Origin of the sequence: Xenorhabdus anantnagensis, assembly GCF_028598555.1 — a bacterium.
Classification (GTDB): Bacteria; Pseudomonadota; Gammaproteobacteria; order Enterobacterales; family Enterobacteriaceae; genus Xenorhabdus; species Xenorhabdus anantnagensis.
In genome coordinates, this window is record NZ_JAQRFN010000002.1 from 240,713 (window position 1) to 254,453 (window position 13,741).

The window sequence follows — 13,741 nt, forward strand, 5'->3', positions numbered from 1 at the left end:
AAACCTCCAAGTTTATCTAAAAAAAGGAACGAACAGCCCTTCAATAAACAGCGGCTATTCTCGCTCATATTCTCATCCTGTTTCGCACTTATTATCCGAGGCTATTCCCTTCACTTTTCTAGTAACTGCTTTACTGGCTGTAACGAGAAATTTCTTGGAAAGACATTTAACCTCTGCCAAATCGGGCAAATTCATGGATAAGGCAAAAAATTATTACTACTCTATCAGATTTTGCACATTTTGTGGGGAAGTACATTGAGAATTAATGATGAAATATTGGAATTCAGGAATTTATCATTAAAAAGCGCTATTTATTTGCAAAAAATAGAGAGTTATTAAGGAATGAAAAAATCTGTAGGAATAAAAAAACCCACCATAAAAATGGTGGGTTTTTTAACTTTAACCCATTGCCACAACTGTGGCAATAAATTAACGTTTGGAGAACTGTGGACGGCGACGTGCTTTGCGCAGACCCACTTTTTTACGTTCAACTTCACGAGCATCGCGAGTAACGAAGCCAGCTTTGCGAAGTTCAGAGCGCAGAGTCTCGTCATAAGCCATCAGTGCACGAGTGATACCGTGACGGATTGCGCCTGCCTGACCAGAAGTACCACCACCTTTAACAGTGATGTACAGATCCAGTTTGCTCAGCATATCAACCAGCTCGAGTGGTTGACGAACAACCATACGTGCAGTTTCGCGACCGAAGTAAACTTCAAGGCTGCGTTGGTTGATTACGATGTTACCGCTACCTGGCTTAATGAAGACACGAGCGGAGGAGCTTTTGCGGCGACCAGTGCCGTAGTATTGATTTTCAGCCATTGCCTATAATCCCGATTAAATGTCCAGAACTTGTGGTTGCTGTGCCGCGTGGTTGTGCTCGTTGCCCGCGTAAACTTTCAGTTTACGGTACATTGCACGACCCAGTGGCCCTTTTGGCAGCATGCCTTTAACCGCGATTTCAATGACACGCTCAGGACGGCGGGCAATCATCTCTTCAAAGGTCGCTTGCTTGATACCACCGATGTGGCCAGTGTGGTGATAATAAATTTTGTCAGCACGTTTGTTGCCAGTTACAGCAACTTTTTCTGCGTTAACAATAATGATGTAGTCACCAGTATCAACGTGCGGAGTGTATTCCGCTTTGTGCTTGCCGCGCAGGCGACGAGCTATTTCAGTTGCAAGACGGCCCAAAGTTTTGCCGTCTGCGTCAACAACATACCAGTCGCGTTTTACGGTTTCTGGCTTAGCTGTAAAAGTTTTCATTAAAGCTTACCCAATTATAAGTTACATGTTGGTGAACACTCGATGTTCAGAAACTTTTTGGAGGTTCACACGACTCATGTCCAGCAAACCTACCCCTTCGAATAGCCTATGCCGGCACTAATGCAAGTTTTTTGGGAAAAAAAACCTGCTGTAACGTGGGGTCGCAAGATTATAGAGAACTCATCATAAAAAATCGACCCCAAATTCAATAATTATCCTATTGGTTGGTATTACTTTCATGCATTGGTATCCACAGGGGTATAAATAAATCAGGGTAAATGCGGAAGTTTCAGGTATTCCTCACTCTGCATTTCCTGTAATCGAGACAAGCAACGTCGATATTCAAACGTCAACAATTCACCTTGATAAATCTGTTCCATCGGCGCATCAGCATTGATGATGAGTTTTACCTGACGCTCATAGAATTCATCCACCAGTGCGATGAAACGCCGTGCCGCACTTTCATTCAATTCCATCATGACTGGCATATCATGCAGCAAAACAGAATGATAAAGCTTCGACAAAGCAATGTAGTCCAACTGACTGCGGGGATCTTCGCACAATGTTTTGAAATGAATGGCCAATACACCATCAACACTACTGATTGCAGGCATATTGCGATGATTGATCTCCAATACAGGATTCGGCTCTCCTGTTCGTCCAGCCAAACGCTGGAACATATGACGCATCTCCTGCCGATTTTGTTCCGTCAATGGCGTCAAATAAAGGTGAGCCTGTGTAAGTGTCCGTAAACGATAATCGATACCTGCATCGACATTCATGACATCACAATATTTTTTGATCTGCTCAATGGCAGGCAGGAACCGCGCACGCTGCAATCCATTTCGATATAGTTCATCGGGTGGAATGTTGGATGTTGCCACCAAGGCAATACCCCGTGCAAACAGCGCCTCCAGCAATGTACCGAGGATCATGGCATCCGTGATGTCAGACACAAAAAACTCATCAAAACAAAGTATATCCGTCTGTGCCTTGAAGCCATCAGCGACTATCTCCAAAGGATTTTCATGTCCTTGTAAAATTGTTAATTCTTCATGTACCCGCAACATAAAACGGTGAAAATGGAGACGCAGTTTCCGCTCAGTAGGCAAGCTCTGGAAAAACATATCCATCAACCACGTTTTTCCACGTCCTACACCTCCCCACATATAGAGTCCCTGAACAGGACGGCGCTGCTCAGGGGATTGCCGACCAAACAACTTGCCCAACATACCTTTCAACCCATTGGCTTGCGGAGTATGACAAGATCGGGCATTGATGAGTTCACGATGTATGATATCGAGGCGTTCAACAGTATTGCGCTGTACTTCGTCAGGTTGATACTGACCATCAGACAGCGCTGTTTGATAGAGAGATGAAGGTGTAATCGGTGACATGAAAGTAACAATCCTTAAAATTTTTATTCTCAATGCGTATCGTATGTTACAGCTCTGTTGACTACGCTCACAGCCCTTGCTGTCGCCCAGTAGTTAGAAATATATTAGTTAGAAACGCATCAGCTAGAAACGCATTAGTTAGAAATCCATTGAGTATAGATGCTTTTGGCTACGAATTTTTGACTACATATTTTGGTAAATCCGTATAAAATTAATATATTAGGCAATAGATAAATTAATTAAATAATAATCAATATTCCACTCTGACTAAATTAACGGTTATAGTGGTAGTCATGATACCAAGAGCCTATCCCAGTAGGCGTATATCCTTGCAAATAGAACTGCCTAATGGGATAAAGCTCTAATAGATTGCGAACAATTTTGATTGCAAAACATTATTGATTGCAAAACATTGCATAACATTACAGAACAATGATGTTACTAAAGGAGTTGCCATGACCTGGGAATATGCACTGATCGGATTAATCATTGGTTTTATCATCGGCGCGCTGGCTGTCCGCTTTGGCAGCTCCAAGCTACGCCAACAAAATGCGCAACAAGCTGAATTAGAGAAGAATCGGGCTGAATTGGAAGAATACCGCAAAGAGCTGGTCAGCCATTTCGCCCGCAGCGCTGAATTACTTGACAATATGGCGCGCGATTATCGTCAGTTGTATCAGCACATGGCTAAAAGTTCCAATGACCTGATGCCCAACATGCCAGTACAAGATAATCCTTTCAATTACCGTTTGAGCGAATCCGAAGCTGAGACAAATAAAGCGACTGCTAATATGCCTCCACGGGATTATTCTGAGGGTGCTTCTGGTCTATTCCGCCCAATTCAAGATAAGAAATAATAATGAACTTTGCCGTGGTAACCATGAATGCCACGGCTTTTTGTTGTGACTCTTCATCCAGCAGCCAAGATTTTGTTTTTTATTTCTAATTCACGTAAATACCTGTAAAGAAGTTCATTTAAACTACTTTATTAGTGAACTTTGCTGAATAGTTGGTAGTCATAACTGCATTGAAACAATTATGCTTAGAACCTATCCAAATACGCGTAATTTCTGAGGCAGCTAAATGCCCGGACGGGATGGGTATCTTAAGTAAAATTTCCATTTCTAGCTTAGGTATTAAGAGAACGTATTCATGAAAAGAAAAAATACTTTGCTCAGCGCACTCGCTATTAGTATTGGACTGTCTTTAGCTTCAGTTCCGGTGGTAAGTAATGCAGCCTTACCTGCTGCAATGGCCTCTCAAGAATTACCCAGTCTCTCCCCCATGCTGGAAAAAGTACTTCCTTCTGTTGTTACAGTTCATACCTCAGGTACAGAAGTACAAAACCAACGACTTCAATTACCCGACGATTTCCAATTCTTCTTCGGGCCAGCTTTTCCCCCACAAGAGCAAAGAAGCCGCCCATTTAAGGGACTAGGCTCAGGCGTTATTATTGATGCCAATAAAGGCTATATGCTGACCAATAACCATGTTATTGATAATGCAAATAAAATACGCGTTCAATTAAACGATGGGCGTGAATATTCAGCAAAACTCATTGGGCGTGATCCGCAAACTGACATTGCACTTTTACAATTGCAAAACGCCAAAAACCTGACCGCCATTAAATTCGCTGATTCTGACAAACTGCACGTTGGAGATTACGCTGTCGCAATCGGTAACCCATTTGGATTGGGGCAAACAGTTACATCAGGCATCATTTCCGCGCTGGGTCGCAGCGGCCTGAATTTGGAAGGTCTGGAAAACTTTATCCAGACCGATGCCTCCATTAACCGAGGTAACTCCGGTGGCGCATTGATTAATCTGAAAGGGGAGTTGATCGGCATTAACACCGCTATCATTGCCCCCGGTGGCGGTAACGTCGGCATTGGTTTTGCTATCCCCGGCAATATGGCCAAGACCCTTGCAGCGCAGCTTATTGATCATGGAGAAGTGAAACGCGGCATACTCGGTATCAAAGGAACCGAGATGACATCTGACATTGCCCAAGCACTCAACGTTGAAGCACAGCAAGGGGCATTTGTCAGTGAAGTCATTCCTAAATCGGCCGCCGCTAAAGCAGGCATTAAACCAGGAGATGTGCTGGTTTCCTTTGATGGCAAGAAAATAAACAGCTTTGCTGAATTGCGGGCGAAGATTGGTACAACCGTCGTAGGCAAAGAAGTCAGAATTGGTTTGCTGCGTAAAGGGAAGCCGCTTGAAGTCACCGTAGCACTTGATAACAGTGATGGCGAGTCAACCAAAGCGGAAAAACTGAGTATCGCCCTGCAAGGCGCGTCTCTGAGCAATGGCACCATAAAAAATACTCAAGGCATCAAAGTGGATTCCATTGCCCCGAACTCACCTGCCGCTATGTTTGGTTTGCAGAAGAATGACTTAATTGTTGGTGCCAACAATGTGCGTGTACGGAACATCAGTGAATTACGTAAAATCACTGAAGAGAAGCCTTCCGTTATCGCCTTGAACGTTTTACGTGGTGACGATAATGTTTATCTGTTACTGCGTAATTAATCTATTGAGTCTAAAGAACACAATCTATGCCCAATAGATTTCAAGTTGCGGCACAGCCAATAAAGCAGCAACTTGCAAGGTGACAAAAAGTATAAAATCCATACAGACACAGTATGATGCTGTGTCTGTTCACTTCTATGCTATCCTTCTTTTAATCATTTATTACTGAATAATGCCATGCTGATCAAGTTATTGCGCTCTATACTCATAGGCTTATTTATTGCAGCTATTTTGCTGATCGCTATACCGTCCCTACGCCCCAATGGCTTAAAAAATTTCCTGAGCGGCAACAACAGCAGCGATAGAATATCAAGTTTCAGCAAAGCAGTCCGCCGGGCTGCTCCTGCTGTAGTTAATATTTACAGCAGTAATATGGGAAGTTTTTCCCATGAAAGCCGGGAACTTCGCCCCTTGGGTTCTGGTGTCATTATGAGTGAGCAGGGTTATATTCTCACTAATAGGCATGTCATCAATAAAGCAGGTCCCATCATTATCGCATTACAGGATGGGAGCTTTTATGAAGCACTGCTCGTTGGCTCAGATGGCCCAACGGATCTGGCAGTCTTAAAAATCAGAGCCAAAAACCTTCCCGTGATCCCAATTAACCCTGAGCGAGTCTCCCATGTGGGAGATGTCGTATTAGCCATCGGCAATCCGTACAATTTGGGACAAACCATTACACAAGGCATTATCAGCGCAACTGGGCGTGTCAGTCTTAGTCAAACACGTCGCCAGAACTTCCTGCAAACAGACGCATCAATTAATAAAGGCAACTCTGGTGGTGCTTTGGTCAATACGCAAGGAGAATTAGTTGGCATCAATACGTTGACGTTCGATAAGTCAGAGTTTGGTATAACACCGGAAGGATTGGGATTTGCCATTCCGACGAAGCTGGCTACGACAATCATGCATAAATTGATCCGTGATGGGCGAGTCATCAGGGGATATATAGGCATCACCTCGCAAGAGTTACTCAATATTCGCTCATCAGGTAATAACATCAATCAAATTAAAGGGGTACGTGTTTTCCAGATCAAACCAAACAGTCCAGCTGAAAAAGCAGGCATCAAAGCGGGAGATATCATTACCAGCGTCAATCATCAGCCAGCAATTTCACCAGCCGAAATGATGGATCAAGTCGCGGAAATAGCCCCAGGTAGCGTTGTACCTGTTACCGTATTGCGAGATGGCACTTCCCTCACATTTAACGTCACAATTGATGAGTTTGATGATTACTAAATTTGATGATGGCTAAAACGGACACGGCAGAGCGCAGATCAAATGAAAAAAACCAATTGTCTGACCTTGCCTCACTCCTCGCCCACACATTGGGCTACTAACTCATGTTGGGCGAGGAAGAATATTAATTCCGTTTAATCAGAAGCCTTAATACGTTCAATATTTGCCCCAAGACCACGCAGCTTATCTTCAATGTGCTCGTAACCACGATCAATATGATAAATACGTTCTACGATTGTCGTTCCTTCGGCAATGCAACCAGCTAATACTAAACTGGCAGAAGCCCGCAAATCAGTCGCCATTACCTGAGCACCAGACAATTTTTCAACGCCATGACACAGTACTGTATTACTCTCAATTTCAGCCCGTGCGCCCATACGAATCAATTCAGGGATATGCATGAAGCGATTTTCAAAAATGGTTTCGGTGATCATACCTACACCATCTGCAACCATGTTCAATAAGCTGAATTGTGCCTGCATATCAGTTGGAAAACCCGGATGTGGTGCAGTGCGGAACGTTACTGACTTCGGCCGCTGACCATGCATATCAAGGCTAATCCAGTCCTCTCCCACTTTGATGTCTGCCCCTGCTTCACGCAGTTTGGCTAAAACAGTATCCAAAGTATCTGGTTGCGCGTGACGACAAATCACCTTGCCACGGGAAATTGCAGCAGCGACCAAGAAAGTGCCCGTTTCGATACGATCAGGCAGAACTCGATGCACACCACCACCCAAACGCTCGACACCCTCAATCACAACGCGATTAGTACCCGCTCCGCTGATTTTTGCTCCCAGCATATTGAGGAAATTAGCCGTATCTTCAATTTCAGGCTCACATGCGGCGTTTTCAATAATGGTTGTGCCTTCTGCCAATGTAGCGGCAGTCATGATAGTCACCGTTGCCCCAACGCTGACTTTATCCATAACAATGCTGGCGCCTTTCAAGCGGCCATCCACAGTGGCTTTGACATAACCTTCATCCAGCACGATTTTCGCACCAAGCTGTTCCAATCCAGTAATATGAAGATCAACAGGACGAGCCCCAATAGCACAACCACCTGGTAAAGAAACTTGCCCCTGGCCGAAACGCGCTACCAATGGCCCCAATGCCCAGATGGAAGCTCGCATTGTCCTGACCAGCTCATAAGGGGCACAATATTCGTTAACCCCACTGGCATCAATAAAAACAGAACCATTACGTTCTACTTTAGTTCCCAAACGATTGAGCAGTTTGATCGTGGTATCAATGTCTTTCAATTCAGGAACATTCTGTAATTCAACTGGCTCTTCTGCCAATAGCGCTGCGAACATAATTGGTAATGCGGCATTTTTTGCCCCGGAAATAGTAACCTCTCCCGATAGGCAGGCAGGCCCTTTCACACAAAATTTATCCATCTGTCATAATTCTCTTATTTAATTCAAAGTGTGCTGTTCGCGGCGAAGCAAACAGCCTCAAAATCCCTGAAGCTTGCGGTCTCGCTGCCACTGCGTCGGAGTATAGGCTTTGATTGACAACGCATGAATACGGTTATCAGCAATGTATTCCATCAGAGGAGCGTAAACAGTCTGCTGTTGTTTAACTCGGCTCAGACCATCAAAAAGTGCACCAACGACAATAACCTGAAAATGACTGCCATCACCGCTAACGATAACTTCATCAAGTGCCAAATTTTCCATCAGCACTTTTTTAATTTCATTAGTATCCATAAATTGCTCACATTCGTTGTTAGAAAATATTCTCGTTAGAAAATATTTGTCGTTAGAAAATATTTGTCGTTAGAAAATAATAGTAGATGCCTATCCTAATGGAATCTAGGAGACTCTTAAACCAAGAAAAACGCCCCTGTAAGTTTATGGCTTACAAGGGCGCTGATTATCAAAAAAAAGGAATTACACTTTAGGCTGATTATCGCCAAGAAGAGTTTGCAGTCCATACAACGTTATCAACGTATTTAAACGTTCACTGACGCCTGAAAATGTCAGTGTCCTGTCACGTTGTTGATATTCTCCCTTTAATCGGACAAACAGAGCCAGCCCCGTAGAATCCACATGATTAAGCGAGGAAACATCAATATTGTCGATTCCCTCCAGAACACGGTCTTTTTGTTGCCAAAGGGGAAGCAAACTATCACGATCCAATGTGCCTTTCAGAAACAATGTATTGCCCGTCTTTTCCCAGTCAATAGTTTCCTGATTGGCTCTTTCTTTACTTATCATGTTCTTTACTCGTCATGTTCTTTACTCATCATGCCGCTATCAGAAGTGCCTTTTCCATATCACTTTTTCTTTTCTAAAGTGATCGGTGCTTTCGCGCTGATGGTCAATTGTTCAGTCAGACCATTTATTCCTTTCTGACGCAGGATATCCACCCATTCATTCTGCTTGGTCGTGATCATACTCACGCCTTCCGCAATCATGTCATAAGCCTGCCAATTACCTGTCTTGCTGTTTTTACGCCATTGAAAGTCTAAGCGAACTGGCGGTTGCCCATTAGGATCAATAATCGTGACACGAATTGCCACTATAGACTTATCACCCAATGGCTGTTCTGGTGCAATCTGGTAATTTTGTCCATGATACATAGCCAAAGCCTGACCATATGCCTGCTCCAGATAGGATTCAAACGCCTTGAAATAAGCATCACGCTGCTCAGGTGTCGCTTGTTTGTAGTAAGGCCCCAAAACCAGTGCCCCTGCATATTTGACCTGCACATAAGGCATCAACTCCTGATGCACTATTTGGCGCAAGACTTGTGGATTTGCCTGAATCTGAGGTTGCTCTTTCTTCAAACGGGTAAACGTTTTTTCAGCGGCATCCTTCATCAATAAGTAAGGATTGGTTTGATCTGCTGCGCTGGCCAATGGCGCAACCACCAGCAACGCAACCATAAGTAATCGCTTAAACATAAGTATATTTCTCCTAAGCAGTGGATTGCTGGTTAGTGTGCTTGTGCAGGTGCCGAAGCGGATTTTTCCTGATTTCCGCCACCACTTTTGTACAAGAACTGACCAATCAAGTCTTCAAGTACCATCGCAGGCTTAGTATCCTCAAGACGATCCCCATCTTTCAGCATGGAAGTATCTAAATCAGGGTCATCAAACCCAATATTGAGGGCAATATATTGCTCCCCCAACAACCCTGAGGTTCGGATAGAAAGCGAACTGGTATTTGGAATATTGTCATATTGCGTGAAAATATCCAATTCAACTTGTGGCGTGTAGGTTTTATGATCCAGCCAGATTCTCTGCACTCGACCAACCACAACTCCGCCAACTTTCACCGGTGAACGTACTTTCAAACCACCGATATTGCCAAATGCAGCATATACACGATAAGTTGGCTGGCTGCCGAAAGCCCGGATATCTGCAACTTTCAGACATAAAAAAATGATTGCAGCCAACGCAATCAAGATAAAAGCCCCAATCCAAATTTCATTTTTCTTGCTTTGCATCGACTTAGTTCCCAAACATCAGTGCTGTCAGCACAAAATCCAAACCCAATACCGCCAACGACGCATGTACTACCGTGCGCGTCGTCGCCCTGCTGATCCCTTCCGATGTTGGGATAGCGTCATAACCATTGAACAGTGCAATCCACATGACTGTAATTGCAAAAGCGACACTCTTGAGAAAACAGTTGAGCAAATCTTTTTGCCATTCCACCACAGATTGCATGGACGACCAGAAAAAGCCGCCATCAATGCCTTTCCAATCAACACCGACCATTGCTCCTCCCAAAATCCCCACAGCAACAAAAATTAAGGAGAGCAAAGGCATGCTAATAAAACCAGCCCAAAAACGCGGGGCAACAACTCGGCGCAGCGGGTCAACAGCCATCATTTCCAGACTGGAAATCTGTTCAGTGGCTTTCATCAAACCAATTTCTGCGGTCAGAGCTGAACCCGCCCGCCCCGCAAACAATAGTGCAGTCACCACAGGCCCCAGTTCACGCAGCAGTGATAACGCTACCATCATGCCAAGGCTGCCTTCCGCACTAAATGTGCTCAAAACCAAATAACCCTGCAAGGCCAAAACCATGCCAATAAACAATCCTGAAACCACAATAATCAGAAGCGATTGAACACCCACGCTGTAAAGTTGCTGACGCAATAGTGCCCATTGTTTGGCCGGCTCTGGCTTACCAATGATTGCTCTAAACAACATGAAACCCGCACGGCCGAATGAAGCCGCAACCTCAATCGTACGTCGGCCTATTGCCGCCAATGCCCGTGTTAATATCAACATTCCATTATCCTAATAACTCAGTTTTGTAATCCCCGGCAGGGAAACGGAAAGGTACAGGCCCGTCAGCAATACCATCAAGAAATTGCCGTACCCGTTGATCCTGATTCATTCTCAATTGATCTGGAGTACCTTCTGCGATCACTTTCTTTTCAGCCACAATATAAGCATAATCGGCAATGCTCAGTACTTCAGGTACATCGTGGGAAACGACAACACACGTGACACCAAGCGCATGGTTAAGCTCATCGATCAGCTTCACCAAAACGCCCATCGTGATGGGATCTTGACCGACAAAGGGTTCATCAAACATGATTAAGTCAGGATCGAGTGCAATTGCCCTTGCTAATGCCGCTCGCCTTGCCATGCCCCCAGAGAGTTCCGATGGCATCAAGTGCGCAGCACCACGCAATCCCACAGCTTCCAGCTTCATCATCACCGTTGTGTGAATCAACTCTTCAGGCAGCTGGGTATGCTCACGCAGGGGAAAAGCCACATTGTCAAAAACATTCAGATCAGTGAATAAAGCACCTGACTGAAATAACATGCTCATTTTCTTGCGGGCAGCGTAAAGGCGTGGACGGGACAATGCCGGAATATTATCACCATCAAACCAGATTTCACCGCGTTCGGGGCGAATTTGCCCTCCAATCAGACGCAGCAATGTGGTCTTTCCTATACCAGAAGGCCCCATAATGGCGGTAATTTTTCCTTTCGGAACGGTCAGATTAATATCAGCAAAAATCAGGCGTTGGCCCCGGGTGAAATGCATACCGCAGATCTCAATAAGATTTGCTGTTTGTTGACTCATTATTGGTAGCCCCTAACCGTTAATAGAACTGTCTTCATTTACTGTATTTAAATCAGTAATAATGCATACTACAAAAAATTGCCTAATTTGCGTTAGCAAAGTTGTGACAAATTTTACTTTTTATCTCTTGATCGTCAGAATGTATAAGTCTAGCTGAATAAACGTTCCATGTTTAAAAATCAACCATTATTAGCATTATGCTCGGAATAAATCTTATTTAAGGAACACTCCATGTTTCTGACTATTGTACTGCTCATTACTGGGTTGATTTTACTAGTATATAGTTCGGATAGATTAGTTTATGGTGCGGCCGTTTTTGCCCGTGCCATGAAGATTCCCCCTTTTATTGTCGGCTTGGTCATTATGGGGATCGGAACCTCACTGCCAGAGCTGATGGTGTCTGTTACAGCAATTTTAGACGGATTGCCGAATATGGCTGTGGGCAATGCAATTGGTTCCAATATTACTAACTTGCTGTTAATTACGGGAGCGGCAGCGATCATTAGGCCAATCAGGGTAAAATCAGAAATTCTGCGGCAAGAAGTTCCCCTGATGTTGGCAATCACCGCATTTGCAGGGTATCAGCTATCGAATGGATACCTGAGCCGTCTGGATGGTATTCTTTTAGTGCTTTCAGCCGTCTTCTTTATCTCGCTGATGTTAAAAAAGACCGCGTTATCTCAATATAATGATGTTGATAGCTATACCCAAGAACGAAATTCAGAATTACCTGTTGAAGGCAATAAAGGAATTGCGCTTCTTTGGGTTGTCTTGGGTTTAATTATTCTTCCCATTTCCACCCGCATGGTCATTGATAATGCAACCGCCATTGCTCGTATTTATGGTATCAGTGAGCTGATTATTGGCCTGACAATTCTTGCCGTGGGAACCAGCCTGCCTGAACTTGCCACCACCATTGCTGCGGCCATAAAAGGCGAAAATGACATGGCAGTGGGCAATATTATTGGCTCGAACATCTTCAATATGACACTTGTTCTGGGTGTCCCCACCATACTTTCCCCCAGCACCATTGCAGATGAAGCATTTTATCGGGATTTTTGGGTCATGATGGCTGCTAGTATACTATTCACCGTATTTTGTCTGGGAAGAAAGCATAAATTAAACCGATTAAATGGCATCTTGTTACTGGGCTGTTTTATCGCTTATTTTGTCGTACTTTTTGTTTCTAATTATCACGGTACTGAGTAATTACCAATTGAATGGGAAAAGAGTGGGAAGTAAAAACATGCCTAAGATCGATTTTCAGCAAGCAGGTAAGCAAGTATTACATATTGAACTCGAGGGGCTGGCTGGCCTGGAGCAATATATTAATGACGATTTCAGCCAAGCCTGTGAATTAATGTTTGACTGTGAAGGGAAAGTTATTGTGATGGGGATGGGCAAATCCGGTCATATTGGGCGAAAAATCGCTGCAACATTTGCCAGTACCGGTACTCCTTCTTTCTTTGTTCATCCTGGTGAAGCCAGCCATGGCGATCTCGGCATGGTAACATCAAAAGACATCGTTCTGGCTATTTCCAATTCGGGTGAAGCAAATGAGATTCTGGCATTAATTCCTGTTCTCAAGCGACAAAAAGTCGCGCTCATCTGCATGACAAACAATCGCGACAGCAGCATGGGCAAAGCCTCAGACATCCACTTATGCATTAAAACCCCACAAGAAGCCTGTCCATTGGGGTTAGCCCCCACTACCAGCACCACCGCCACACTCGTCATGGGAGATGCATTGGCCCTTGCGCTTTTACAAGCCCGCGGCTTTACTGCCGAAGACTTCGCCCTCTCTCATCCAGGCGGTGCACTCGGACGTAAACTGCTGCTGATGACCAGCGATCTAATGACCACAGGTGATGACATTCCTCATGTTTCCCGTACAGCGACTCTGCGTGAGGCCTTGGTGGAAATCACCCGCAAAAAATTGGGCATGACGGTTATCTGTGATGACGACATGCAAATTAGCGGTATTTTTACTGATGGTGATTTGCGCCGGGTTTTCGATATGGGCATTGATTTAAATAATGCAAAAATCTCTGATGTCATGACTGCGGGTGGCATCCGCATCAAACCGAATGCACTGGCGGTTGATGCCTTAAACCTAATGCAGTCACGCCACATCACCTCAGTATTGGTCACAGAAGACGACAAATTACTTGGCGTACTGCATATGCACGATCTTTTGCAGGCCGGAGTCGTATAAAGTAAGTAAACTGATATAAATCTCAAGAGAATTTCTTA

The 13,741-nt window shown here is 44.4% G+C and carries 15 protein-coding genes; 5 read left to right on the forward strand and 10 right to left on the reverse strand.

The annotated features are described in order from the left end of the window. Positions 1–429 precede the first annotated feature (429 nt). The 3 genes from rpsI to zapE all read right to left on the reverse strand — a co-directional run bounded on the left by rpsI (position 430) and on the right by zapE (position 2,663). Complete coding sequence (gene rpsI / locus PSI14_RS02710) at positions 430–822, reverse strand: 30S ribosomal protein S9 (RefSeq protein WP_092518258.1); 393 nt, start codon at positions 820–822, stop codon at positions 430–432. A 15-nt stretch (positions 823–837) separates the two neighbouring features. Next, on the reverse strand, positions 838–1,266 hold the full coding sequence (rplM, locus tag PSI14_RS02715; protein ID WP_092518260.1) for a 50S ribosomal protein L13: 429 nt from the start codon (positions 1,264–1,266) through the stop codon (positions 838–840). A gap of 269 nt (positions 1,267–1,535) precedes the next feature. Continuing rightward, positions 1,536–2,663 (reverse strand): cell division protein ZapE, encoded by a 1,128-nt coding sequence (gene zapE, locus PSI14_RS02720; RefSeq protein ID WP_273574286.1) that lies wholly within the window; start codon positions 2,661–2,663, stop codon positions 1,536–1,538. Between the two features lie 455 nt (positions 2,664–3,118). On the opposite strand from zapE, the gene zapG reads away from it, so the two are divergent. The 3 genes from zapG (at position 3,119) to degS (ending at position 6,434) form a co-directional block, all read left to right on the forward strand. Next, positions 3,119–3,520, forward strand: a complete 402-nt coding sequence (gene zapG, locus PSI14_RS02725) for a Z-ring associated protein ZapG (protein ID WP_273574287.1) — start codon at positions 3,119–3,121, stop codon at positions 3,518–3,520. Positions 3,521–3,815: 295 nt separating this feature from the next. Further along, on the forward strand, positions 3,816–5,195 hold the full coding sequence (locus PSI14_RS02730; protein ID WP_273574288.1) for a Do family serine endopeptidase: 1,380 nt from the start codon (positions 3,816–3,818) through the stop codon (positions 5,193–5,195). A gap of 177 nt (positions 5,196–5,372) precedes the next feature. Continuing rightward, entirely contained in the window at positions 5,373–6,434 is a 1,062-nt protein-coding gene (gene degS, locus PSI14_RS02735) for an outer membrane-stress sensor serine endopeptidase DegS (RefSeq protein ID WP_273574289.1), read from the forward strand. Positions 6,435–6,568: 134 nt separating this feature from the next. Here the strand turns inward: degS and murA are convergent, their stop codons facing one another. The 7 genes from murA to mlaF all read right to left on the reverse strand — a co-directional run bounded on the left by murA (position 6,569) and on the right by mlaF (position 11,488). After that, positions 6,569–7,831, reverse strand: a complete 1,263-nt coding sequence (murA, locus tag PSI14_RS02740) for a UDP-N-acetylglucosamine 1-carboxyvinyltransferase (protein WP_273574290.1) — start codon at positions 7,829–7,831, stop codon at positions 6,569–6,571. Between the two features lie 57 nt (positions 7,832–7,888). Then, positions 7,889–8,143, reverse strand: a complete 255-nt coding sequence (ibaG, locus tag PSI14_RS02745; protein WP_092518284.1) for a BolA family iron metabolism protein IbaG — start codon at positions 8,141–8,143, stop codon at positions 7,889–7,891. 183 nt (positions 8,144–8,326) lie between these two features. Beyond that, a complete protein-coding gene (gene mlaB / locus PSI14_RS02750; protein ID WP_273574291.1) occupies positions 8,327–8,653 on the reverse strand; it encodes a lipid asymmetry maintenance protein MlaB in 327 nt (108 codons plus the stop codon). A gap of 59 nt (positions 8,654–8,712) precedes the next feature. Further along, positions 8,713–9,342: a phospholipid-binding protein MlaC gene (gene mlaC / locus PSI14_RS02755; protein WP_273574292.1), complete on the reverse strand. Its 630-nt coding sequence runs from the start codon at positions 9,340–9,342 to the stop codon at positions 8,713–8,715. Between the two features lie 32 nt (positions 9,343–9,374). Then, complete coding sequence (gene mlaD, locus PSI14_RS02760; RefSeq protein ID WP_273574293.1) at positions 9,375–9,887, reverse strand: outer membrane lipid asymmetry maintenance protein MlaD; 513 nt, start codon at positions 9,885–9,887, stop codon at positions 9,375–9,377. 4 nt (positions 9,888–9,891) lie between these two features. Beyond that, a complete protein-coding gene (gene mlaE / locus PSI14_RS02765) occupies positions 9,892–10,674 on the reverse strand; it encodes a lipid asymmetry maintenance ABC transporter permease subunit MlaE (protein ID WP_273574362.1) in 783 nt (260 codons plus the stop codon). A gap of 10 nt (positions 10,675–10,684) precedes the next feature. Then, the gene (gene mlaF, locus PSI14_RS02770; protein WP_273574294.1) at positions 10,685–11,488 is read right to left on the reverse strand and encodes a phospholipid ABC transporter ATP-binding protein MlaF; all 804 of its coding nucleotides are present in this window, start codon (positions 11,486–11,488) and stop codon (positions 10,685–10,687) included. Positions 11,489–11,719: 231 nt separating this feature from the next. On the opposite strand from mlaF, the gene PSI14_RS02775 reads away from it, so the two are divergent. Together PSI14_RS02775 and kdsD are read left to right on the forward strand one after the other, a co-directional pair. Next, a complete protein-coding gene (locus tag PSI14_RS02775) occupies positions 11,720–12,697 on the forward strand; it encodes a calcium/sodium antiporter (protein ID WP_273574295.1) in 978 nt (325 codons plus the stop codon). Between the two features lie 37 nt (positions 12,698–12,734). Next, positions 12,735–13,703: an arabinose-5-phosphate isomerase KdsD gene (gene kdsD, locus PSI14_RS02780; protein ID WP_273574296.1), complete on the forward strand. Its 969-nt coding sequence runs from the start codon at positions 12,735–12,737 to the stop codon at positions 13,701–13,703. Positions 13,704–13,741: the final 38 nt, after the last annotated feature.